The organism is Achromobacter sp. ESBL13 (assembly GCF_036668755.1).
In the GTDB taxonomy this organism is placed as follows: Bacteria; Pseudomonadota; Gammaproteobacteria; order Burkholderiales; family Burkholderiaceae_B; genus Achromobacter.
The window spans coordinates 396,699-417,793 of sequence record NZ_JAZEVT010000002.1 but is presented as its reverse complement, the minus strand read 5'-3'; the positions used below and the strand labels follow the sequence as shown (position 1 = coordinate 417,793).

Sequence of the window (21,095 nt, the reverse complement as noted above, 5' to 3'; positions counted from 1 at the left end):
GCGCAAAAAGGCGCCCACGCCTACCCCGCACACCCTGGAAAACCGTATCGAACCTCTCTGCCCGTTCTGCCTGCCAAGTTGCCGCAGGCACCTAAACAGTAAGCAAAAAAGACGGCTCCGCGCACGGGGACCACTGTTGCAAACGCCGGATTATACAATAGGGCTCGAAACCAACCGTATCCAAAGCCCATCCGTGTCCCTCCTACATCGCGCCTCCTTCCTTACCTCCGCAGCTCGCCTCGACCAGTTGCCGGCCGCCGGCGCTCCCGAGGTCTGCTTTGTCGGCCGCTCGAACGCCGGCAAATCCACGGCCATCAACGTGCTGTGCAACCAGCGCCGTCTTGCGTTTTCCAGCAAGACGCCGGGCCGCACGCGCTTGATCAACATGTTCGGCTTGCCCGACCCGCTGGATCCGGAAGGCCACATCGGTTTTCTCGTTGACTTGCCCGGCTACGGCTATGCGTCTGTCGCGCGCAATGAAAAAGAAAAATGGGCGGACATCCTCGGCGGCTACCTGCGCGACCGCGAGTCGCTTGCGGGCATCGTGCTGCTGATCGACATTCGCCGCGGCGTCACCGAGCTTGACCGCCGCCTGGCCAACTTCATCGCCCCCACCGGCCGCCCCGTGCTGGCGCTGCTGACCAAGGCCGACAAGCTGCCCTATGGCCAGCGCATGCGCACCGTGTTCTCGGTCCGCAAGGACCTGGCCGACATCGGCGCCCTGCACACCATCCCGTTTTCGGCGCCCGAGCGCATCGGGCTGGAAGAGGCCGGCGCCCACATCGAAAATTGGATTTCCCCCAAGGTCGAATCATGAACCCGCAGATCATTACCCCTGAATTTCCGGTTTCCCGCCCCCGCCGCCTGCGCCGCGACGACTTCACCCGCCGCCTGGTGCGCGAGAACGCACTGACGGTCAATGACCTGATCTACCCGGTGTTCGTGGCCGACGGCACGGGCATCGAGCAAGCCGTGCCGTCCCTGCCCGGCGTGGTCCGCTATTCGCTGGATACGCTGCTGCCCGTGGCCGAGAAATGCGTTGAACTGGGCATCCCCGTGATGGCGCTGTTCCCGGTCATCGACCCGTCGCTGAAGACGCCCGACGGCATCGAAGCGACCAACCCGCGCGGCCTGATTCCGCGCGTGGTGGGCGAGCTGAAAAAACGTTTCCCCGAGCTGGGCATCCTGTGTGATGTGGCGCTGGACCCGTACACCAGCCATGGCCAGGACGGCGTCATCGACGAAAACGGCTACGTCATCAACGAAATCACGGTCGAGATCCTGGTCAAGCAGGCGCTCACGCAGGCCGCGGCCGGCGTGGACATGGTGGCCCCCAGCGACATGATGGATGGGCGCATCGGCGCGGTCCGCAAGGCGCTGGAAGCCAATGGCCACATCCACACGCAGATCATGGCCTATTCGGCCAAGTACGCCAGCGCGTTCTACGGCCCGTTCCGCGACGCCGTGGGCTCGGCCACCAACCTGGGCAAGTCCAACAAAATGGCTTACCAGATGGACCCGGGCAACCTGGACGAAGCACTGCGCGAAGTGGCCGCCGACCTGCAAGAAGGCGCGGACATGGTCATGGTCAAGCCGGGCATGCCGTACCTGGACGTGCTGCGCCGCGTGAAGGACACCTTCCGCGTTCCCACGTTCGCCTACCAGGTCAGCGGTGAATACGCGATGATCAAGGCCGCCGCCGCCAATGGCTGGCTGGACCACGACAAGGTCATGATGGAAGCGCTGCTGGCGTTCAAGCGCGCCGGCGCCGACGGCATCCTGACGTACTTCGCCATCGAAGCCGCGACGCTGCTCAAGGCCCAGCGCTAAGCACTTTTGGGGTCAGGCGCCGGCGTGGTCCGGCGCAGTCCCAGCCACGTTCCTCCGAGCACGCAGGCCAGCCCCAACACATGGGTCAAGGTGACGTGTTCGTCCAGGAACAGCGAGGCGAACAACAACCCGAATATCGGCAACCAGTTTACGAACAAGGCGGCGCGGCTGATGCCCAGCCGGGCAATGCCGGCGTTCCAGATGATGTTGCTGACGCCCGAGGCGATCACCGCTGAAAACAGCAGGACCAGCCACGGCCACCACGTCATCTGCCAGGTGTCGGTCTGGTACGAAGACGGCGTTACCAACGCGTGCGCGACCAGCATCAGCCCGCCTGCCAGGTACATGTACCAAAGCATGCCCAGCGGGTCCATCGTGCGCGACATGCGCTGGATCACCAGTCCGCCGAACACGAACACCAGCACGGCCACGAACACCACCGCGTCGCCCCAGCCGTTAAGCCCGAATTGCGCGCCGCTGGCGGCCACCACCATGCCCACACCCAGCAGCCCGAGCAGAGCGCCGCAGATGCGTACCAGGGTCAGTTTTTCACGATAGAACAGTGCGGCCAGCAGTGCCGACAACAAGGGGCTGGTGGCCATGATCAGCGTGCCGTTGGCGGCCGAGGAAAACCGCAGCCCGGAGACCAGCGCCACCTGGTGCGCGTACACCACCAGAAAGCCCGCCAGCGCCACCCAGCCCAGTTCCACGCGGCCCAGCTTGGGCACGCGGCCACGGCGGGCCTTGATGATGAGGGTGACGGTGATGAACGCAACCACGATCCGCACGGCGGCAAGCGCCTGGATGTCCATGTGTTGCGTGAGGTACTTGATGGAGACGATGTTCAGGCCCCATGTGGCCATGACGAACATCAATTGAACATAGATCAGACCGTTACGGTCGTGGCTTGCATCAACTGTCGGGGACGTCACGGGCGCCGGCCTGGAGGGAGTGGGATGCGCCGCCCACGCAGCGCAGCCGCCATGGTATATCGCCCGCCGTCAGCGCACCAGCACCTTGTCCAGCGATTCCGTGAAGCGCTTGGCGTCCTGGAAACCCACTACGCGCGCATCCGGAAGTTCCTTGCCGCCCGGCTCGAAAAACATGATTCCCGGCGGGCCGAACAACCGGAAACGCTTGAGCAGCGCGCGGTCGTCGGCGTTGTTTGCCGTGACGTCGGCCTGCACCAGCAACATGCCCGACATGCGCTGCGCGACACCGGGATCGCTGAACGTGAAGCGCTCCATTTCGCGGCACGACACGCACCAGTCCGCATAGAAGTCCAGCATGACAGGTTGGCGGCTTTGCGCCAGCAGCGCGTCCAGCTCTGCGTTGTTGCGCACGCGCGTGAATTGCATTTCGCCCTTGGCGACGGCCGTGGCCGCCGGCGCGTCGCCACGTGCGGCCAGATGCGACAGCGGCTGCAAGACATCGCGGCCGCCGCTGGCCGCGCCCACCAGCCAGGCGGCAGCGGCTAGCGCCAACAGCAGCCCCAGCCCCTTGGCGAACATGCGACCCGCACCGGCGCCCGCGGGCAAGGCGTCAAACGCGCGCAGCATCACGGCGGACACGGCGGCCAGGAAGGCCCAGCCCGTCATCTGCACCCAGGTCGGCACCACCGGGATCAGCATCCACCACGCGGTCGCCAGCAGCAGCATGCCGAACAGGCGCTTGACGCCATCCATCCAGGGGCCGGCCTTGGGCAGCAAGGCGCCCGAGGACGCGCCCACGATCAGCAAGGGCACGCCCATGCCCCAGGCCATGGCAAACAAGGCCGAGCCGCCCAGGACGACGTCGCCCGTCTGCGAGATATACAGCAGCGCGCCCGCCAGCGGCGCGGCCACGCACGGCCCGACGATCAAGGCGGACAAGGCGCCCATCAGCAGCGCCCCGGTGTAGCGGCCGCCCGGCACGCGTGACGAGCGCTCGGACAGCTTGGCCTGGACGCCGGACGGCATCTGGAACGTAAACACATCGAACATGGCCAGCGCCAGCACGGTCAGCAGGATGGCGAAGAGCGTCAGGATCCAGGGGGTTTGCAACCAGGCGGCCAGGCCGGCGCCGCTCAGGCCGGCGGCCACGCCCAGGGCGGTGTAGACCACCGACATGCCCAGCACATAGGTCGCCGCCAGCGCCAGGCCCCGGCCGCGCGTGGGCCTAGGTTGCGCCACGCCACCCAGCACGATGGACGACAGGATGGGAATCATCGGCAACACGCAGGGCGTGAAGGCCAGCAACAAACCCAGTATCAGAAACACGCCTGCCGTCTTGGCCCAACCCAAGCCGCCCAGCGCATCGGCCAGGCCGGTATCGCCCGCATTGACCAGGGCGCCAAGGCCGGTAGCGGTGGACGTTGAAGTGGACTGCCCGGCTTGCGACGATTGCCCGGCTGTGCCGAGCAGGCCACCCGCCAAGGCGTAGCCGCCCGCCACCGGCGTCAGCTTGACGCTGCTGTCCATCGGCGGATAGCACAGCCCGGCGTCGGCGCACCCTTGTCCGGTCAACGTCAGGGTGAAAGGATCAGTGCCCGAGCCCACCGGCACGCGAATCAGGACGTCCTTGTGGAAGACTTCCATGTCCTTTTCGAAAGTCGGATCGTACTTGACCTCGCCCTTCGGATAGACGGCCTCGCCCAGCGTCGTGGCACCGGCCGGGCTGATCGTGATGCCGAAACGCTCGCGGTACATGTAGTAGCCGGGCGCAACCTTGTAGTGCAGTTCCAGCGTGTCCGGTGCCGCCATCCGCGCGCTGAACACAAACGCTTTTTCGGGTTCAAGAAAGTCGGCTTCGGCGTGCGCCGCTTGCCAACCCAGCAGCAACAGCATCATTGCCAGCAATGCCAGACAGCGTCCGATCAGGGTGCGCGCCGCGCGAGGGGCGTGAATCGGGCGCCCGGGCGCGTCGACGATACCGGCAGGTTGAAACATCAGTCTCTCTTGTTTTTGGTGACGGCCGTTTGTTCTCGCACCCAATCGAGATAGGGCGCTGCGCCGCCAATGACCGGCAGCACGATAATTTCGGGCACATCATAGGGATGCATCTGCGCCAGGGCCTGAACAACGGCTTGATGACGGGCGTACGTGGTTTTGATATGGATGGGGACTTCTTCCGTCCCCTCGACCTCTCCGTTCCACAGATAGATGGACAGGCCCGGCGCGCCAAGGTTCACGCAGGCGGCCAATCCGTCTTCCACCAGCACGTGCGCGATGCGCTTGGCCAGCAAGAGGTCGGGCGCATTGCTGATGACCAGCACGACGTCGTCATCGCGCAACATGGAGGCTCCTTGAGATAACCGTGTGGGATGTAACTCGGGGTATTTTATCGATATTGCGGCGAAGGTCGGACCTCAACGCCCGGACCCGTTCGGACCCGTTCGAACCCGCCCACCCAGCCCGAACCTGCCTGCCCACGTCCACATAGCCGTATCGATGGCCGCCACCATGCCACCCGCTTTTACGAGGCCCGCATGCCAGACAATTGCCTGTTCTGCCGGATCGCCCGGCACGAGATCCCCGCACACATCATCCATGAAGACGACCGCTTGATGGCCTTCCTGGATATTCAGCCGGTACGTCCGGGGCACACGCTGATCATTCCGAAGCAGCATTACCCGTACTTCGAGGACATGCCGGCCGATCTGGCGGGGCACATCGTGAACCTGGGACAGAAACTGGGACGCCACATGAAGCGCCTGTACGGCGTGCAGCGTGTGGGTTTCGCGTTCACGGGCATACACGTGGCGCATTCGCACGCGCACGTAATTCCCATGCATCACACGCAGGACGTCACATCCACCGCGTATATCGAACAGCAGGACCTGACCTTCAAGATGCCGCCGCAACCGCCTCAAGAGGCGCTGGCAGCGACGGCCGAACAGCTGCGAGGGGAACTGCACGCGTCGTAACGCCAATCGCGTGGTGGGCGCGCAAATAAAACAAGGGCGGGTCCGAAGACCCGCCCTTGTCGCTTATCTAGCAACCGAATTTATTCGGCGCTGTCCGCAGCGGCTTCATCAACTTCCGGACGGTCAACCAGTTCCATGAAAGCCATGGGAGCGTTGTCGCCTTGACGGAAGCCCATCTTCAGCACGCGGGTGTAGCCACCGTTACGGGCCGCGTAGCGCGGGCCGATTTCGGCAAACAGCTTCACCACCGCATCGCGATCGCGCAGACGGGCAAATGCCAGACGCTTGTTCGCCAGCGTGGGCTCTTTGCCCAGCGTGATCAGGGGTTCGATGACGCGGCGCAATTCTTTCGCCTTCGGCAGCGTGGTCTTGATGGCTTCGTGAGTGATCAACGAAACGGCCATGTTGCGGAACATGGCAAGACGGTGACTGCTGGTGCGGTTGAGCTTACGCAAGCCATTACCGTGACGCATGATAAGTTTCCTTTGAATCTAAAGATGGCGTTCGCCATCGGGTTGCCGGCTCTTCTATCGACCTGCAATCAGGCCGCGGTCCGGTAGAAAACGGTGCATTTTACGACGAATTCGCAAACCGCCCGACGGGGTTGCCGGGCGTTGCAGGTGGCGCCCTGTTGCCAGGGCGCCACCCGTTAAAACTTAGGGACGCTCCAGACCCAGGGGCGGCCAGTTCTCGAGCTTCATGCCCAAGGTCAAGCCACGTGCAGCCAGAACTTCCTTGATTTCGTTGAGCGACTTGCGACCCAGGTTCGGGGTCTTGAGCAGCTCGTTTTCGGTACGCTGGATCAGGTCGCCGATGTAGTAGATGTTTTCGGCCTTCAGGCAGTTGGCCGAACGCACGGTCAGTTCCAGGTCGTCGACCGGACGCAACAGGACCGGGTCGATCTGCGGCGTGCCGCGAACCGGAGCTTCGTACGAATCACCAGCGCCTTCCAGCGCGGCGAAGACCGAGATCTGATCCATCAGGATGCGAGCCGACTGGCGCACCGCTTCCTCGGGCGAAATCACGCCGTTGGTTTCGATGTCCAGAACCAGCTTGTCCAGGTCGGTGCGCTGTTCCACACGGGCGCTTTCCACCGCGTAGCTGACGCGGCGAACCGGGCTGAACGAAGCGTCCAGAACGATACGGCCGATGGTGTGGGTGCGGTCTTCCGACAGCGCGCGCACGTTGCCCGGCACGTAGCCGCGGCCCTTTTCAACCTTGATCTGCATTTCCAGCTTGCCGGCGTCCGTCAGGTTGCAGATGGCATGGCCGGGGTTGATGATCTCGACGTCGTGCGGCAGTTCAATGTCGCTGGCCAGCACGGTGCCCGCGCCGGTCTTGCGCAGAACCAGGGTCACTTCGTCGCGATTGTGCAGCTTGAAAACCACGCCCTTCAGGTTCAGCAGGATGTCGACGACATCTTCGCGAACGCCCGGGATGGTCGAATATTCGTGTACCACGCCCGTCATTTGCACTTCGGTCGGCGCGTAGCCGGTCATCGAAGACAGCAGGATGCGACGCAGGGCGTTGCCCAGAGTATGACCGTAGCCACGCTCGAACGGCTCCATCACGATCTTGGCATGGTGCGTGCCGACCGGTTCGACTTCAATGGAGCGCGGCTTCAGAAAACCTTGAGTGGACATTTACTGTGTTCCTTTTCAATACCCTCGGCTCGTTACACCGATAAGGCTGATGGACAGGTGAAACATGAAACTCGATCAGCGCGAAAGCGCTGGCCGATACTTACCGCAAAGCCCGCCCCACCAGAAGGCGGAAGGCGGGCTGCTGCGAGACGTGCAAACGGGTCGCGAGACCAGTAGCCGACACACCTGCGAAGGAGGCGTCGGCTGACCTGATTAACGCGAGTACAGTTCGACGACCATCGATTCGTTGATGTCGCGAGCGACGTCAGCGCGATCGGGGACCGACTTGAACGTACCGGTCAGCTTGGTCGCGTCGACTTCCACCCATTGGGGGATGCCGATGCTGGTGGCCAGGTCGAGCGATTCCTTGATACGGCCTTGCTTCTTGGCCTTTTCACGGATCGAGACGACGTCACCAGCCTTGACCAGCATCGAAGCGATGTCAGCCGTATGGCCGTTCAGTTCGATGGCGCGGTGGCTGACCAGCTGGCGAGCTTCGGCGCGCGTCGAGCCGAAGCCCATGCGGTAGACGACGTTGTCCAGGCGCGATTCCAGCAACTGGATCAGGGTTTCGCCGGTGTTGCCACGGCGACGCTCTGCTTCAGCGAAGTACTTGCGGAATTGCTTTTCCAGCACGCCGTACATGCGCTTCAGCTTTTGCTTTTCGCGCAGCTGCAGGCCGTAGTCGGAAGTGCGGGCACCCGAAGTGCGGCCGTGTTGGCCAGGCTTGGAATCCAGCTTGCACTTGGAATCCAGCGAGCGACGGGCGCTCTTCAGGAACAGGTCAGTACCCTCGCGGCGCGAGAGCTTGCATTTGGGTCCAATATAACGTGCCATGTGGATTCCCTTTAGATACGACGACGCTTCGGCGGACGGCAGCCGTTGTGCGGAACGGGCGTGATGTCGGCGATGGACGAGATCTTGATGCCCAGCGCGTTCAACGCGCGGACCGACGATTCGCGGCCAGGACCGGGGCCCTTGATGCGCACTTCCAGCGTCTTGATGCCGTATTCCAGCGCGACGCGGCCAGCCGTTTCAGCGGCGACTTGCGCGGCAAACGGGGTCGACTTACGCGAACCCTTGAAACCAGCACCACCCGAAGTGGCCCACGACAAAGCGTTGCCCTGACGGTCGGTGATGGTGATGATGGTGTTGTTGAACGAAGCGTGAACGTGCGCGATGCCGTCCGAGACGTTCTTCTTAACCTTTTTGCGCACGCGCGAAGCGCCGCTGGTGGAAGCTTTCGCCATAATCCAGTTCCTCGATTATTTCTTCAGGGACGCAGCAGCACGACGCGGGCCCTTACGGGTCCGGGCGTTGGTGCGAGTGCGCTGGCCGCGCACGGGCAAACCGCGCTTGTGACGCATACCGCGGTAGGTTCCCAGGTCGATCAAACGCTTGATCGAGAGCTGTACTTCACGACGCAGGTCGCCTTCAACCGTGAACAAACCAACATGTTCGCGGACGCGTTCCAATTCAGCGTCGTTCAGATCCTTGACCTTTTTGTCAAAGGGTACGTTTGCCGCTTCGCAGATTTTGCGAGCGCGCGTACGACCAATGCCAAAAATGGCGGTCAGTCCGATCTCGGCGTGCTGTTGCGGCGGGATGTTAATGCCAGCAATACGGGCCATGACTATTCCTTGAATAAATCTGTTGCGTAGTCGCTAACCCGAGTTAGCCTTGACGCTGCTTGTGACGCGGGTCGGTGCAGATAACACGCACCACGCCGTGACGTTTGATAACTTTGCAGTTGCGGCAGATCCGCTTAACCGATGCCATTACTTTCATGGTTGACTCCTAATTTTCCGTAATCCGGTTCCGCTCATTTGGAGCGGAAAACTATCCTGGCTCGCGTCAGATCATAGGGCGTGAGCTCCACTGTGACCTTGTCACCCGGCAGGATCCGGATGTAATGCATACGCATCTTGCCGGAAATATGGCCCAACACCACGTGGCCGTTTTCGAGCTTGACGCGAAATGTCGCGTTCGGGAGGTTCTCAAGAACCTCGCCTTGCATCTGAATGACGTCGTCCTTGGACATTCTTTTGCTTACCGCATCGGCAAACCCGCGCCCTTGAAGTTGGCCTTCTTGAGCAACGAGTCGTACTGGTGAGACATCATGTAGGCCTGAACCTGTGCCATGAAATCCATCGTCACCACCACAATAATCAACAGAGACGTACCACCGAAGTAGAAGGGAACGTTCCAGCGCATCACCAAGAATTCCGGCAACAGGCACACCAACGTAATGTAGATGGCACCTGCGAGCGTCAAACGCATCAGGATCTTGTCGATGTAGCGCGCTGTTTGTTCACCCGGACGAATGCCCGGAACAAACGCACCACTCTTCTTCAGGTTGTCCGCCGTTTCGCGGCTGTTGAACACCAGAGCCGTGTAGAAAAAGCAGAAGAAAATAATCGCGACGGAGTACAGCGTGATGTAGAGCGGTTGACGAGGCGACAGGGCCGCAGCCAGGTCACTAAGCCAGCGCATGTTCTCACTGCTGGAGAACCAGCTCGTGATCGTGGCCGGGAACAGAATGATCGACGATGCGAAAATCGGCGGAATCACCCCTGCCATGTTCAGCTTCAGCGGCAAATGCGAGCTTTGACCACCGTAGACCTTGTTGCCGACCTGACGCTTGGCGTAGTTCACCGTGATCTTGCGCTGTCCGCGTTCCACGAACACCACAAAAGCGGTAACCAGCACCACCAGAGCCACAATGAACAGTGCCGAAAGCACGGACATCGCGTTGGTGCGGACCAGGTCCAACAGTGCAGCCAGCGCCGCGGGCAAACCCGCAACGATACCTGCGAAGATCAGGATGGAAATCCCGTTGCCCAGACCGCGTTCCGTGATCTGTTCACCCAGCCACATGACGAACATGGTGCCAGTGACCAAAGTCACAACGGTCGTGAAGCGAAACAGCATACCCGGATCGATCACCAGTCCCTGTTGGGACTCCAACGCCACCGAAATGCCCACTGCTTGCACCAGCGCCAGCACGACTGTGCCGTAGCGGGTGTATTGGGTAATCTTCCGACGACCGGATTCGCCCTCTTTCTTGAGCGCTTCCAGCGACGGCACCACCACCGACATCAACTGCATGATGATGGATGCCGAAATGTACGGCATGATCCCCAGGGCAAAAATCGAGAAACGCGAGAGCGCCCCACCCGAGAACATGTTGAACAGGCCCAGGATCCCGCCCTGGTTCTGGCGGAACAAGTCCGCCAGCGCATCCGGATTAATACCCGGTACGGGGATGTGTGTACCCAAACGGTAAACCACCAGGGCGAGCACCAGGAACACCAAACGGCGCTTCAAATCACCGTACCGTGCTCCGGTTTTGCCCAATGCCTGCGCGTTAGCCACTCGTCACCTCGTGATCAAGCAAGCGAGCCGCCCGCGCCTTCGATGGCGGCGCGAGCGCCGGCCGTCGCGGTAATGCCCTTGAGCACTACCTTGCGCGAGAGTTCACCCGACTTGATGACCTTGGCGTAACGAACCGCCTGACCAATCACGCCAGCCGCCTTGAGCACTTGCACGTCGACTTCGTCGATGGGCAAGGCTTGCAGGTCCGACAGACGGACTTCGGCGTACAGGTGCTGACCGAGCGGGGTGAAACCACGCTTGGGCAGACGACGCTGCAGCGGCATTTGACCGCCTTCGAAGCCAACCTTATGGAAACCGCCCGAGCGCGACTTCTGACCTTTGTGGCCACGGCCGGCGGTTTTACCCAGACCCGAACCGATACCACGGCCGACGCGGCGCTTGGCGTGCTTGCTGCCCTCAGCGGGCTTCAGCGAATTAAGTTGCATATCCGACATGGTGATTCCTTAGGCTTCCGAGACGGAAACGAGATAATCCACCTTACGGATCATCCCACGCACCTCGGGCGTATCGACCAACACGCGGCTGCTGTTGATGCGGCCCAAGCCCAAACCGCGAACCGTATCACGGTGCGATTGCTTGGTACCGATCACGGAGCGCACGAGGGTCACTTTGATCTGCTTCTGAGCCATGATTTACCCCAGGATTTCTTCGACCGACTTGCCGCGCTTGGCAGCAACATCGGCCGGGGTCAGGGAAGCGCGCAGACCATTCAACGTGGCGCGAACCATGTTGTAGGGGTTGCTCGAGCCCAGGCTCTTGGCAACCACGTTACGCACACCCATCACTTCAAAAATAGCGCGCATCGGGCCGCCGGCGATAACGCCAGTACCTTCAGCAGCGGGCGAGATCAGCACGGTAGCGGCGCCATGCTTGCCAACCACGGTGTGGTGCAGCGTGCCGTTCTTCAGAGCAACCTTGAACATGCCGCGACGGGCCTGTTCCATTGCCTTCTGGACGGACACCGGCACTTCACGCGCCTTGCCCTTACCCATGCCGACGCGACCATCGCCATCGCCAACCACGGTCAGCGCGGCAAAGCTCATGGTGCGACCACCCTTGACCACTTTGCTCACGCGGTTGACCGCGATCATCTTTTCGCGGAGGCCGTCATCGTTCTCTTTTTCCGCGGCGTTCTTGCCTTGTACTTTAGCCATTTGACAGATCCTCGCTTAGAACTTCAGGCCGGCTTCACGCGCGGCATCGGCCAGCGCTTTCACGCGGCCATGGTAACGAAAGCCCGAGCGATCGAAAGCGACCAGTTCGATACCGGCAGCCTTGGCCTTTTCGGCCACGCGCTTGCCAACCAGGGTCGCAGCGGCAGTGTTGCCGCCTTGACCGGTTTGGCCGGCCAGTTGCGCACGCACTTCGGCTTCCACCGTCGAGGCGCTGACCAGAACGCGATCGCCTTCCGGCGAAATGATGTTGGCGTAGATGTGCTGGTTCGAGCGGAAGACCGAGAGGCGGTGAACGCGCAGCTCGTTGATCTTCCGGCGGGTCGGAACCGCACGACGCAAACGGGAAACTTTTTTGTCCATGATTCGTCCTTGCGTGCGCCGTTATTTCTTCTTGGTTTCTTTGATGACGACGCGTTCGTCCGAGTAACGCACACCCTTGCCCTTGTAGGGTTCGGGTTCGCGGTACGAGCGGATTTCAGCGGCCATCTGACCGACGACTTGCTTGTTGGCGCCCTTGATGACGATTTCCGTCTGGGTGGGGCATTCGGCCTTGATACCGGCCGGCAACTGATGCAAAACGTCGTGCGAGAAACCGAGCTGCAGCTTAACGGCATCGCCTTGGATCGAGGCGCGGTAACCCACGCCAACCAGGGTCAGCTTGCGCTCGAAGCCCTTGCTCACGCCGGTAACCATATTGGCCACCAGAGCGCGCACGGTACCCGACATGGCATTGGCGTGACGAGTTTCGTTGGCGGCGGCAAACGTGAGCTTGCCTTCGTCCATCGCAACCGTGACGTCGCCAGTCAGGGCTTGAGTCAGGGTGCCCAGCGGGCCCTTGACGATGATCTGATCCTGCTTGATGTCAGCTTCGACACCCTTCGGCAGTTCGACCGGATACTTAGCGATACGTGACATTCGAATTTCTCCTTAGGCCACGTAGCACAGCACTTCGCCGCCGACGCCGTTGGCGCGAGCCTTACGGTCGGTCATGACGCCGCGCGAGGTCGAAACGATAGCCACGCCCAGGCCGTTCATGACCTGAGGAATGCTGGTACGGCCCTTGTAGATACGCAGACCGGGGCGCGAAACGCGTTCGATGCGTTCGATAACCGGGCGACCAGCGTAGTACTTCAGGGTGATCTCGAGCTCAGGCTTGGCCTGGGTGCCCTTGATTTCAAAGCTGTCGATGTAGCCTTCGTCTTTCAGCACAGCGGCAATTGCCGCCTTCAGCTTCGAGGAGGGCATGCTCACCGTAACTTTGTCCACTTGCTGCGCATTGCGAATGCGGGTCAGCATATCGGCGATGGGATCGCTCATGCTCATAATGTATCTCCTACCAGCTGGCCTTGGTGATGCCGGGGATTTCGCCCTTCATCGCCATTTCACGCAGTTTGTGACGCGTCAGGCCGAACTTGCGGAACACGCCGCGCGGACGACCGGTGACCACGCAACGGTTACGTTGGCGCGTCGGATTGGCATTGCGCGGCAGCTGTTGCAGCTTGAGCCGAGCTTGGTAACGTTCTTCGTCGGTCTTCGACTGGTCGTCGATGATCGCCTTCAACTCAGCGCGCTTGGCAGCGAACTTGTCAGCCAGCTTGGCGCGCTTGATGTCGCGATTGATGAGGGAAAGTTTAGCCACGTCATCAGCCCCTTAGTTACGGAACGGGAAGCTGAAGGCCGTCAACAGCGCCTTGGCTTCTTCGTCGGTCTTCGCGGAGGTGGTGATGCTGATGTTCAGCCCACGCAGCGCGTCGATCTTGTCGTACTCGATTTCGGGGAAAATGATTTGCTCTTTCACCCCGATGTTGTAGTTGCCACGGCCGTCGAACGCACGACCCGAGATACCACGGAAGTCGCGCACGCGAGGCAGCGCGACCGCAACGAGGCGATCCAGGAATTCGTACATGCGTTGACCACGCAACGTGACCATGCAACCAATCGGGTAGTTTTCGCGGATCTTGAAACCGGCGATAGCCTTCTTGGTCTTCGTCACGACAGGCTTTTGGCCAGCGATCTTGGTCAGGTCCGACACCGCGTGTTCGATAACCTTCTTATCGGACACGGCTTCCGAGACACCCATGTTCAGGGTGATCTTGGTGATGCGCGGCACTTCCATGACGCTCTTGTAGCCAAACTTGGCCTGCAGGTCGCCAGCGACCTTGCTCTTGTAGAAATCTTGCAAACGAGACATGTCTATCGCCCCTTACGCCTTGGCGCCGACAACGGCACCATTGGAACGGAACACGCGGACCTTGCGACCTTCGACTTCTTGAACGCCCACGCGGTCGCCACGACCGGTTGCGGGGTTGAAGAGCGCCACATTCGAGATGTGGATCGGCATGGTCTTTTCGACAATCCCGCCCGGGTTGTTAGCCATCGGGTTGGCTTTCACGTGCTTCTTGACGATGTTGACGCCTTCGACCAGAACGTGGTCGGCATCAACACGAGCCAGCACGGTACCGCGACGCTTCTTGTCGCGGCCGGTCAGGACGATGACTTCGTCGCCTTTACGAATGTTATTCATCGTAGGGCTCCTTACAGCACTTCCGGGGCCAACGACACGATCTTCATGAACTTCTCGGTACGCAGTTCACGCGTAACGGGTCCGAAGATGCGGGTGCCGATGGGCTCCAGCTTGGCGTTGAGCAATACGGCGGCATTGCCACCGAACTTAATCAGCGAACCGTCTTTACGGCGCACGCCCTTGGCGGTACGAACCACCACGGCATTGTAAATTTCGCCTTTCTTGACGCGTCCGCGCGGAGCCGCATCTTTGACGCTCACCTTGATGATGTCGCCGATACCGGCATAACGGCGCTTGGAGCCACCGAGCACCTTAATGCACATGACATGACGCGCACCAGTGTTATCGGCCACGTCCAGCGTGGTCTGCATTTGGATCATGATTTTTCCTGTTCCAACTTAACTGGAAATACTGTTTTCCCGGGGTTTTCCCCCCGAGGAACTCTGCAATTCCTGCCAGTTTTGGTCCCGTCAGGTCTGCCGCCCTGCTTTTGTGTTGTAGACCTAGAGCTTTCGCTCTACCTCTGCAACGGGTTGGCAACGCAACGACCCTGGGTTGAAATCCTGCGGGTATTCCCCCAACTCGATGAGCTAAATCTTCCTTAACTCAATCGACAATCTGGGAAAGCTGATCATTCTAGCGTGGTTAAATTTTGAGCGCAAGTACTTTGTTGGTATGACGCACAAAAGACCACGCTCCCCAATAAGGGGAACGGTTTGCGGGCCCTCTGCCCCCTATTTCTGGCGGTAGTAGCCCTTCTCCCAGGCATCGTGATTGGCCTTGCCGCGACGGATTTCGTCCGTGAACGGAGCCGCTCTGAGCACCAGGCGATTCAGCCATTTTACCGGAACGCGGCACGGCCTTTCGAAGTCGACGAACAGCACAGCCCGTAACCCGTCAGTGTCGTTGTGGACTTGATGCGGATACAGGTCATCGAAGACCACGGCGCGGCCTTCCCGCCAGCTATATCGTTCACCCCCGACCTCTATCCAGCAGCGCTCGGCCGGCTTGGGCACGACCAGCCCCAGGTGCAGGCGCAGCACACCGTTGTAGGGGCCGGTATGAAGGGGAATCCGCTTGCCCGGTTCCAGAATCGAGAAGAACGCGCTGCGAATACCCGGAATCCCCGTCAGCGCGCGGGCGGTTTCCGGGCAGCGCGCCAGGTTGCGTTCCGAGCGCAGTCCGTACCCCATGAAGACAAACGTCTTCCATTGATCGTCGGACGTGATCATCCCGACGTCCGGGGATATCTCGTGAAATGCCGGCAGATGCTGGCGTTCGGCCAGCAGTTCGGTGAGCTCGGCGCGAATGGCGGCGGTCCGGGCTTCAAGCGCGGGTATCCACGGGAACTGGTCATTCTGGAAGATCGGCATGTCGCCCACCAGCGACGACCGCGCGATCCGGTGACGCAGCCAATCGATGAAGCGAAAAAGCACGCGCGAGTACAGACTGGGTTTGATGCCGGAAAGCGCGTCAACGGGTTGCACGATGGGTAGGGAATCAGGCTGCTTAGGATGGCCCATTGTGTCCAAGGCCGCCCCGGCTTGCAAGACTTGGCCCCTTCCATTGGCTCCAATCCTGCGCGGCGGATTGGACCTCCCCGCATCGCGCAAGCTGGTTTAGACTGGCGTGGGCGACATGCGATCGCACTCCACTCCTATTTCGCAAGGAAAGACAGGCATGTATGAACAGTTGGCGCTGTATATCGACGGCGAATTCATCTCCGGCGAGGGTAGGCGCACCCAGGACGTCATCAACCCGGCCACGCTTGAAGTGCTGGGCCAGCTGCCTCACGCAACTGAAGCCGATCTGGACCGTGCGCTAGCCGCCGCCCAGCGCGCGTTCGAATCGTGGAAGAAGTCTTCTCCCATGGATCGTTCGGCTATCCTGCGCAAGGTCGCCACGCTGTCGCGCGAGCGCGCCAAGGAAATCGGCCGCAACATGACGCTGGACCAAGGCAAGCCGCTGGCCGAAGCCGTGGGCGAAGTCACCTCTTGCGCTGAACACGCCGACTGGCACGCCGAAGAATGCCGCCGTATCTACGGCCGCGTGGTCCCGCCCCGCAACCCCGACGTGCGCCAATTCGTCGTGCGCGAACCCATCGGCGTCTGCGCCGCGTTCACGCCCTGGAACTTCCCGTACAACCAGGCCATCCGCAAGATCGCCGCCGCGCTCGGCGCCGGTTGCACGGTGGTCCTCAAGGGTCCGGAAGATTCACCCAGCGCCGTCATGGCGATTGCGCGCATGTTCCACGATGCCGGCCTGCCCAAGGGCTGCCTGAACATCGTGTGGGGCGAGCCCGCCAAGATCTCCGACTACCTGATCCGTTCGCCGATCGTGCGCAAGGTGTCGTTCACCGGATCCGTGCCGGTGGGCAAGCAGCTGGCCGCACTGGCCGGCGCGCATATGAAGCGCGTCACGATGGAACTGGGCGGCCATTCGCCCGTGTTGGTGTTCGACGACGCCGACATCGACCGCGCCGCTGAAATGCTGGCCAAGTTCAAGGTGCGCAACGCCGGTCAGGTTTGCGTGTCGCCCACCCGCTTCTACGTGCAGGAAGGCGCCTACGAACAGTTCCTGGCCCGCTTCTCGGACGTGCTCAAGAACATCAAGGTCGGCGATGGCCTGGAAGCCGGCACCGACATGGGCCCACTGGCCCACGAACGCCGCGTGCCCGCCATGAGCGCCTTCATCGACGACGCCAAGAAGCACGGCGGCAAAGTCGTGGTGGGCGGTGGCCCGCTGGACCGCAAGGGCTTCTTCTTCGCCCCCACGGTTGTGACCGAACTGCCCGACAACTCGATGCTGATGACCGAAGAGCCCTTCGGCCCCGTGGCGCCGGTGGTCCGCTTCAAGGACACCGACGAAGTCCTGCGCCGCGCCAACAGCCTGCCGTTCGGCCTGTCGTCCTACGTGTTCACCAATTCGTTGAAGACGGCCACCAAGGTCTCCAACGGACTGGAAGCCGGCATGGTCAACATCAACCACTTCGGCAGCGCGCTGGCCGAGACGCCGTTTGGCGGCATCAAGGACAGCGGCATCGGCAGCGAAGGCGGGCTGGAAACGTTTGACGGCTACCTCGTCACGAAATTCATCACGCACATCTGATCGGTTTCGACCCTTCAACTCAAAAAGCCCCGCAAGGGGCTTTTTTTCGTCCCGCGGCCGGCGGTCTTCGCGCGGCGTCGTTTCATGATGCTGTCATGCACGTCCGGGAACATTGCGCCTCGCTGACAGGCAGCTGACCGCCCCAAGGGGACTGCCTGCCCCACTCTTCAGGATCAGATCGCGCAATGAACGCCCTTTCCCGTTTCGCCCGCACGGCCGGCGCCGCCACCCTTGTGGCCCTGCTTGCCGCTTGTGGCGGCGACGATGACGACAACAACAATCCCCCGGTCGCGGAGGCGCCCCCGCCCGTCACGGAAACGCCGGCCGCGCCGCCCGCCCCCGTGCAAGTGGCGTTCATGCCCGACATCCACTTCCATGATGTGTACGCCGACTTCAAGGACGGATCGTTCCCGGGCATTCCCAACCCCAAGCATGGCGACAACGCAACGATCCGCACGATGTATGCGCAGTTGACGTCGACACGGCTGTTCAACGAAAACTACTTCGCTTTCCTGGCCGCCCTGGACGATGCTGTTGCGCGCGGCGTGAAGTACATCGCGCTGCCGGGCGACTTCTCGGATGACGGCCAGCCCGTGCACATGCGCGGCCTGGTGAAGATCATGGACGACTATTCCAGGAAACATGGCATTCAGTTCTTTGCCGCCCCCGGCAACCACGACCCCAACCGGCCCTTCAACCAGGCGGCCGGCAAGAGCGACTACCTGGGTCTGGACCCCACAACCGGCGCCATCGGCTTCTCGCAACCGATCTACAGCCGCGGCGGCAACGCGGCATGCAGCACGCCGTACAGCGGCGACTGGGCGCGCATCGGCAACACGTACTGCACGGAAGAAGTCCTGCACATGGGCTACGCCGGCATCACGGATGCGCTCAAGCAGCATGGCTTCATGCCGCAGCCGCAAAACGTCTATTACGAAACACCGTACAGCACCTACAAGTACGAAGACTACGACTACACCACGGCGTTGGATCAGGCTAACTGGATCAACCGCCAATACGAGATCTGCGCGGAAGGAACGGGCGGCCCCAACAAGCCGCAGCACTACACGCTATGCAAGATGGTGCCCGACACGTCCTACGTGGTTGAACCGGTCAAGGGCCTGTGGCTGGTCGGCATTGACGCCAACGTCTACGTGCCGACGGGCATCGGCGCCAACGACTTCACCGGCTCGGGTGACCAGGGCTACAACAAGATGCTGACGCACAAGGCCCACGTCATCAAATGGCTGGCCGATGTCGTTACGCGCGGCAAGGCGCAGGGCAAGCAGGTCATCGCGTTCAGCCACTTTCCGATGTCCGAGTTTTTCAACGGCGCCTCCGACGATATCGAGGCGCTGTTGGGCGCCAACAAGATGCAGATGATCCGCCGCCCGGCGGAGAACACGACGCGCGCCCTGGCCGAAACCGGTCTGAAGGTGCACGTGGGCGGCCATATGCACTTCAACGACATGGCGGCACGCAATTACGGCGGCAACTCGGCGCTGTTCAATATCCAGGCGCCGTCCATGGCGGCTTACGTGCCCGCCTACAAGCTGATGACGCTGCAAAGCGCGGACAAGATCGAAGTGCAGACCATCCGCCTGGACAAGGTGCCGCGCTTTGACGAGCTGTTCGACCTGTATCGCGCCGAAAACGCTTACACCACGCCGCCCCGGTGGGACGTGTCGATCCTGGACGCTAAGGACTACGGTGACTTCACGTATCGCTACATGAGCGAGCTGGTGCGCCTGCGCCTGCTTAACGACGACTGGCGTTGCGAGATGCGCGAACTGGTCAAGAGCCCGCTGACCGGCGCCGACCTGCTGACGCTGTCGCAACTGCAAACCAGCGTGACGCTGAAGGAACTGGCGAACACCGGCAATCAGAGCAATCTGACGCCGGCCTTCTTTGCCTGCCTGTCGGACGGCGGCGGTACCGGCGCCAGCAATGCGGCGTATGCCGGCAACCTGGCCGACGCCCAAGCGCGTGCACAGGCCCTGGCGCAAGCCAACGGCATGCAGCTGTCGGACTTCGCGCAGTGGAAGGCGCTGGACATGGCGGGCGACTTCGTGCGCATCGCCAACGCGGGCGACCTGGCCTTTGCGGACATGCCGGCCCAACGCGCCAGCCAGTACAAGCTGCTGGCCCAGGCGCTGGCCAACACGAACGCGTCGGTTCAGATGAGCGGCAACAGTGCCAGCAACGCCAATACGCTTGCCGACCTGTTCAAGGCGCGCTTCAAGCCGCTGATGGCGATCATGCTGAAGCTGGCGGCGGGTGCGCCGTCCGAGCACATTCGGCTGGACCTGACCAGCAACAGCATCGTGGATCTGTCGAATCGGCCGTCACCGTTCTAAGCGCGCGCTGAACGGCTGACTGGTAAGACAAGACGGCTCATTCGTGAGCCGTCTTTTTTGATTCAGCAACGTGCGCGCAGATCGCGCGGGGTGATGCCGAAGCGGCTCTTGAACAGCCGGCTGAAGTGCGACGGGTGTGAAAAGCCAACCTGATAGGCCAGTTCGGCGATGCCGCGGTGCCGATGCCGCGGGTCCAGCAGCAGCTCGCGGCATTTATCCAGGCGCTGATCGAAGATGAATGATTCCACCGACAGGCCGCCCGCGCGCAGGATGCGGTGCAGATACGCCACCGACACGCCGCAGCCTTGCGCCACGTGCTGCGGCGACAAGCCCGGGTCGGCCAGGTGCCGGCGGATGTAGGCCAACACGCGCTGGCGATGCGCCAACGTAACGCTGCTGTCGGTTTCAGACGCATGGCCCTGCCCCGCCTGCACCAGGAACAGCACGATCAGGTCAATCAACCTTTCGCCAAGCTCGGTCACTTCAGTGTCAGACCAGCTGCCCATGCCCTTGAAAAGGTGGTCCATGAAACCGGCCAGCATCGCACCACGCGGCGAGCCGTCATCGATGCGCAGCTTGTGGAAAGCGCCGATGCGTGAATCACGCTGCGTCAGCGCACTGCGAGGAAACGACACGCTCAGGCTGCGGTAGCCGGCCTCCCCCTGCGCCGTGGCCTGATACGGCAGGCTTTGGTTCATCAGGTAAACGCAACCCGGCTCCACCTGAAAATCTCGCCCTTGTTGCCGCACGGCCAGCGGCCCCGCCAGCGGCATGCCAAACGTATAGAACTCCTGGTCCAGCCGCGACACGTTGCCGGCCGTGCGCTCCAGCTTCTGTCCCCGATAGTGCAGGTCATTGAACTGCAGGCTGGCGCGGCGCGCGTAGCGCACATGGCCGGCGAAATGGTCGGGTTTGCCGCGGTGCACCTCAAACGGACCGAACGCGTCGGCCAGCGCCGCCCGCCATTGCTCGCGCCCGTCGGCGCCGGCGGTGGCCGATATGGCGAATTCCGTGTCGGACATGTCGCGGTCTCCTGTACGCGGCCCAGCGCAATTTGATCTTGCGTCTACAAGCTCTTGACTCACCCTGCCCTGGGTGCGCGGCGCATTGTGCATGCGTCTGGCGCAAGTCTATATTCAGCCCGATAAGCACACAACC

Annotated in this window: 28 protein-coding genes; 5 read left to right on the top strand and 23 right to left on the bottom strand. The window is 61.8% G+C overall.

Translation table 11 applies throughout. The features are described from left to right. Positions 1–193: 193 nt before the first annotated feature. The gene (gene yihA / locus V6F88_RS10745) at positions 194–817 is read left to right on the top strand and encodes a ribosome biogenesis GTP-binding protein YihA/YsxC (protein ID WP_006216506.1); all 624 of its coding nucleotides are present in this window, start codon (positions 194–196) and stop codon (positions 815–817) included. Further along, a complete protein-coding gene (gene hemB, locus V6F88_RS10740; protein WP_332609422.1) occupies positions 814–1,830 on the top strand; it encodes a porphobilinogen synthase in 1,017 nt (338 codons plus the stop codon). Before yihA ends, hemB begins: the two co-directional genes overlap by 4 nt. On the opposite strand, the gene V6F88_RS10735 is transcribed toward hemB, so the two are convergent. The 3 genes from V6F88_RS10735 to cutA form a co-directional block, all read right to left on the bottom strand. After that, on the bottom strand, positions 1,827–2,702 hold the full coding sequence (locus tag V6F88_RS10735; RefSeq protein WP_332610243.1) for a DMT family transporter: 876 nt from the start codon (positions 2,700–2,702) through the stop codon (positions 1,827–1,829). The genes hemB and V6F88_RS10735 overlap by 4 nt on opposite strands. Positions 2,703–2,831: 129 nt before the next feature. Then, complete coding sequence (gene dsbD, locus V6F88_RS10730) at positions 2,832–4,658, bottom strand: protein-disulfide reductase DsbD (protein ID WP_332610242.1); 1,827 nt, start codon at positions 4,656–4,658, stop codon at positions 2,832–2,834. A 98-nt stretch (positions 4,659–4,756) separates the two neighbouring features. Further along, positions 4,757–5,104, bottom strand: a complete 348-nt coding sequence (cutA, locus tag V6F88_RS10725; protein WP_046807443.1) for a divalent-cation tolerance protein CutA — start codon at positions 5,102–5,104, stop codon at positions 4,757–4,759. A 192-nt stretch (positions 5,105–5,296) separates the two neighbouring features. On the opposite strand from cutA, the gene V6F88_RS10720 reads away from it, so the two are divergent. Beyond that, positions 5,297–5,734: an HIT family protein gene (locus V6F88_RS10720; protein ID WP_332609419.1), complete on the top strand. Its 438-nt coding sequence runs from the start codon at positions 5,297–5,299 to the stop codon at positions 5,732–5,734. An 80-nt stretch (positions 5,735–5,814) separates the two neighbouring features. Here V6F88_RS10720 and rplQ read toward each other — a convergent pair whose 3' ends face one another. From rplQ to V6F88_RS10625, 19 genes are all read right to left on the bottom strand, one after another. Next, on the bottom strand, positions 5,815–6,207 hold the full coding sequence (gene rplQ / locus V6F88_RS10715) for a 50S ribosomal protein L17 (protein WP_006216513.1): 393 nt from the start codon (positions 6,205–6,207) through the stop codon (positions 5,815–5,817). A gap of 183 nt (positions 6,208–6,390) precedes the next feature. Continuing rightward, positions 6,391–7,377, bottom strand: coding sequence for a DNA-directed RNA polymerase subunit alpha (locus tag V6F88_RS10710; RefSeq protein ID WP_006216514.1), 987 nt, complete (start codon positions 7,375–7,377; stop codon positions 6,391–6,393). Between the two features lie 213 nt (positions 7,378–7,590). Next, positions 7,591–8,214 carry a 30S ribosomal protein S4 gene (gene rpsD / locus V6F88_RS10705; protein ID WP_006216515.1) on the bottom strand — a complete coding sequence of 208 codons (624 nt, stop codon included), beginning with the start codon at positions 8,212–8,214 and terminating at the stop codon, positions 7,591–7,593. A gap of 11 nt (positions 8,215–8,225) precedes the next feature. After that, complete coding sequence (rpsK, locus tag V6F88_RS10700; protein ID WP_006216516.1) at positions 8,226–8,627, bottom strand: 30S ribosomal protein S11; 402 nt, start codon at positions 8,625–8,627, stop codon at positions 8,226–8,228. 15 nt (positions 8,628–8,642) lie between these two features. Further along, positions 8,643–9,008, bottom strand: coding sequence for a 30S ribosomal protein S13 (gene rpsM / locus V6F88_RS10695; protein ID WP_006216517.1), 366 nt, complete (start codon positions 9,006–9,008; stop codon positions 8,643–8,645). Positions 9,009–9,051: 43 nt separating this feature from the next. After that, complete coding sequence (gene rpmJ / locus V6F88_RS10690) at positions 9,052–9,165, bottom strand: 50S ribosomal protein L36 (RefSeq protein ID WP_003806928.1); 114 nt, start codon at positions 9,163–9,165, stop codon at positions 9,052–9,054. 34 nt (positions 9,166–9,199) lie between these two features. Continuing rightward, on the bottom strand, positions 9,200–9,418 hold the full coding sequence (gene infA, locus V6F88_RS10685; protein WP_003806927.1) for a translation initiation factor IF-1: 219 nt from the start codon (positions 9,416–9,418) through the stop codon (positions 9,200–9,202). A gap of 8 nt (positions 9,419–9,426) precedes the next feature. Further along, positions 9,427–10,752, bottom strand: a complete 1,326-nt coding sequence (secY, locus tag V6F88_RS10680; RefSeq protein WP_039882533.1) for a preprotein translocase subunit SecY — start codon at positions 10,750–10,752, stop codon at positions 9,427–9,429. 14 nt (positions 10,753–10,766) lie between these two features. Next, positions 10,767–11,207: a 50S ribosomal protein L15 gene (gene rplO, locus V6F88_RS10675; RefSeq protein ID WP_013397002.1), complete on the bottom strand. Its 441-nt coding sequence runs from the start codon at positions 11,205–11,207 to the stop codon at positions 10,767–10,769. Between the two features lie 9 nt (positions 11,208–11,216). Continuing rightward, complete coding sequence (rpmD, locus tag V6F88_RS10670; protein WP_006216520.1) at positions 11,217–11,402, bottom strand: 50S ribosomal protein L30; 186 nt, start codon at positions 11,400–11,402, stop codon at positions 11,217–11,219. 3 nt (positions 11,403–11,405) lie between these two features. After that, entirely contained in the window at positions 11,406–11,927 is a 522-nt protein-coding gene (rpsE, locus tag V6F88_RS10665) for a 30S ribosomal protein S5 (protein ID WP_006216521.1), read from the bottom strand. Positions 11,928–11,942: 15 nt separating this feature from the next. Beyond that, complete coding sequence (rplR, locus tag V6F88_RS10660; RefSeq protein WP_006227039.1) at positions 11,943–12,308, bottom strand: 50S ribosomal protein L18; 366 nt, start codon at positions 12,306–12,308, stop codon at positions 11,943–11,945. 21 nt (positions 12,309–12,329) lie between these two features. Further along, the gene (gene rplF / locus V6F88_RS10655; protein WP_105555708.1) at positions 12,330–12,863 is read right to left on the bottom strand and encodes a 50S ribosomal protein L6; all 534 of its coding nucleotides are present in this window, start codon (positions 12,861–12,863) and stop codon (positions 12,330–12,332) included. Between the two features lie 12 nt (positions 12,864–12,875). Beyond that, positions 12,876–13,271 carry a 30S ribosomal protein S8 gene (rpsH, locus tag V6F88_RS10650; RefSeq protein ID WP_006216525.1) on the bottom strand — a complete coding sequence of 132 codons (396 nt, stop codon included), beginning with the start codon at positions 13,269–13,271 and terminating at the stop codon, positions 12,876–12,878. Positions 13,272–13,281: 10 nt separating this feature from the next. Next, a complete protein-coding gene (gene rpsN / locus V6F88_RS10645; protein WP_006216527.1) occupies positions 13,282–13,587 on the bottom strand; it encodes a 30S ribosomal protein S14 in 306 nt (101 codons plus the stop codon). A 12-nt stretch (positions 13,588–13,599) separates the two neighbouring features. Beyond that, positions 13,600–14,139, bottom strand: a complete 540-nt coding sequence (gene rplE, locus V6F88_RS10640) for a 50S ribosomal protein L5 (RefSeq protein WP_006216529.1) — start codon at positions 14,137–14,139, stop codon at positions 13,600–13,602. Between the two features lie 12 nt (positions 14,140–14,151). Beyond that, positions 14,152–14,472, bottom strand: a complete 321-nt coding sequence (gene rplX / locus V6F88_RS10635) for a 50S ribosomal protein L24 (RefSeq protein WP_006227036.1) — start codon at positions 14,470–14,472, stop codon at positions 14,152–14,154. A gap of 11 nt (positions 14,473–14,483) precedes the next feature. Beyond that, the gene (gene rplN, locus V6F88_RS10630) at positions 14,484–14,852 is read right to left on the bottom strand and encodes a 50S ribosomal protein L14 (RefSeq protein WP_046807446.1); all 369 of its coding nucleotides are present in this window, start codon (positions 14,850–14,852) and stop codon (positions 14,484–14,486) included. Positions 14,853–15,206: 354 nt separating this feature from the next. Beyond that, positions 15,207–15,995, bottom strand: coding sequence for an aspartyl/asparaginyl beta-hydroxylase domain-containing protein (locus tag V6F88_RS10625; RefSeq protein WP_442880306.1), 789 nt, complete (start codon positions 15,993–15,995; stop codon positions 15,207–15,209). A gap of 157 nt (positions 15,996–16,152) precedes the next feature. On the opposite strand from V6F88_RS10625, the gene V6F88_RS10620 reads away from it, so the two are divergent. Next, complete coding sequence (locus V6F88_RS10620) at positions 16,153–17,580, top strand: NAD-dependent succinate-semialdehyde dehydrogenase (RefSeq protein WP_332609407.1); 1,428 nt, start codon at positions 16,153–16,155, stop codon at positions 17,578–17,580. Between the two features lie 185 nt (positions 17,581–17,765). Beyond that, entirely contained in the window at positions 17,766–19,937 is a 2,172-nt protein-coding gene (locus V6F88_RS10615; protein WP_332609406.1) for a metallophosphoesterase, read from the top strand. Between the two features lie 62 nt (positions 19,938–19,999). Here the strand turns inward: V6F88_RS10615 and V6F88_RS10610 are convergent, their stop codons facing one another. Beyond that, on the bottom strand, positions 20,000–20,959 hold the full coding sequence (locus V6F88_RS10610) for a helix-turn-helix domain-containing protein (RefSeq protein WP_332609405.1): 960 nt from the start codon (positions 20,957–20,959) through the stop codon (positions 20,000–20,002). Between the last annotated feature and the right edge of the window lie 136 nt (positions 20,960–21,095).

Bases quoted from the DNA above. Each gene is read 5' to 3' on its own strand.
- hemB (WP_332609422.1), top strand. From the start codon at position 814: ATGAACCCGCAGATCATTACCCCTGAATTTCCGGTTTCCCGCCCCCGC.
- V6F88_RS10735 (WP_332610243.1), bottom strand. From the start codon at position 2,702: ATGTTCGTCATGGCCACATGGGGCCTGAACATCGTCTCCATCAAGTAC.
- dsbD (WP_332610242.1), bottom strand. From the start codon at position 4,658: ATGATGCTGTTGCTGCTGGGTTGGCAAGCGGCGCACGCCGAAGCCGAC.
- cutA (WP_046807443.1), bottom strand. From the start codon at position 5,104: ATGTTGCGCGATGACGACGTCGTGCTGGTCATCAGCAATGCGCCCGAC.
- V6F88_RS10720 (WP_332609419.1), top strand. From the start codon at position 5,297: ATGCCAGACAATTGCCTGTTCTGCCGGATCGCCCGGCACGAGATCCCC.
- rplQ (WP_006216513.1), bottom strand. From the start codon at position 6,207: ATGCGTCACGGTAATGGCTTGCGTAAGCTCAACCGCACCAGCAGTCAC.
- V6F88_RS10710 (WP_006216514.1), bottom strand. From the start codon at position 7,377: ATGTCCACTCAAGGTTTTCTGAAGCCGCGCTCCATTGAAGTCGAACCG.
- rpsD (WP_006216515.1), bottom strand. From the start codon at position 8,214: ATGGCACGTTATATTGGACCCAAATGCAAGCTCTCGCGCCGCGAGGGT.
- rpsK (WP_006216516.1), bottom strand. From the start codon at position 8,627: ATGGCGAAAGCTTCCACCAGCGGCGCTTCGCGCGTGCGCAAAAAGGTT.
- rpsM (WP_006216517.1), bottom strand. From the start codon at position 9,008: ATGGCCCGTATTGCTGGCATTAACATCCCGCCGCAACAGCACGCCGAG.
- rpmJ (WP_003806928.1), bottom strand. From the start codon at position 9,165: ATGAAAGTAATGGCATCGGTTAAGCGGATCTGCCGCAACTGCAAAGTT.
- infA (WP_003806927.1), bottom strand. From the start codon at position 9,418: ATGTCCAAGGACGACGTCATTCAGATGCAAGGCGAGGTTCTTGAGAAC.
- rplO (WP_013397002.1), bottom strand. From the start codon at position 11,207: ATGTCGGATATGCAACTTAATTCGCTGAAGCCCGCTGAGGGCAGCAAG.
- rpmD (WP_006216520.1), bottom strand. From the start codon at position 11,402: ATGGCTCAGAAGCAGATCAAAGTGACCCTCGTGCGCTCCGTGATCGGT.
- rpsE (WP_006216521.1), bottom strand. From the start codon at position 11,927: ATGGCTAAAGTACAAGGCAAGAACGCCGCGGAAAAAGAGAACGATGAC.
- rplR (WP_006227039.1), bottom strand. From the start codon at position 12,308: ATGGACAAAAAAGTTTCCCGTTTGCGTCGTGCGGTTCCGACCCGCCGG.
- rplF (WP_105555708.1), bottom strand. From the start codon at position 12,863: ATGTCACGTATCGCTAAGTATCCGGTCGAACTGCCGAAGGGTGTCGAA.
- rpsH (WP_006216525.1), bottom strand. From the start codon at position 13,271: ATGAGCATGAGCGATCCCATCGCCGATATGCTGACCCGCATTCGCAAT.
- rplE (WP_006216529.1), bottom strand. From the start codon at position 14,139: ATGTCTCGTTTGCAAGATTTCTACAAGAGCAAGGTCGCTGGCGACCTG.
- rplX (WP_006227036.1), bottom strand. From the start codon at position 14,472: ATGAATAACATTCGTAAAGGCGACGAAGTCATCGTCCTGACCGGCCGC.
- rplN (WP_046807446.1), bottom strand. From the start codon at position 14,852: ATGATCCAAATGCAGACCACGCTGGACGTGGCCGATAACACTGGTGCG.
- V6F88_RS10625 (WP_442880306.1), bottom strand. From the start codon at position 15,995: ATGGGCCATCCTAAGCAGCCTGATTCCCTACCCATCGTGCAACCCGTT.
- V6F88_RS10620 (WP_332609407.1), top strand. From the start codon at position 16,153: ATGTATGAACAGTTGGCGCTGTATATCGACGGCGAATTCATCTCCGGC.
- V6F88_RS10615 (WP_332609406.1), top strand. From the start codon at position 17,766: ATGAACGCCCTTTCCCGTTTCGCCCGCACGGCCGGCGCCGCCACCCTT.
- V6F88_RS10610 (WP_332609405.1), bottom strand. From the start codon at position 20,959: ATGTCCGACACGGAATTCGCCATATCGGCCACCGCCGGCGCCGACGGG.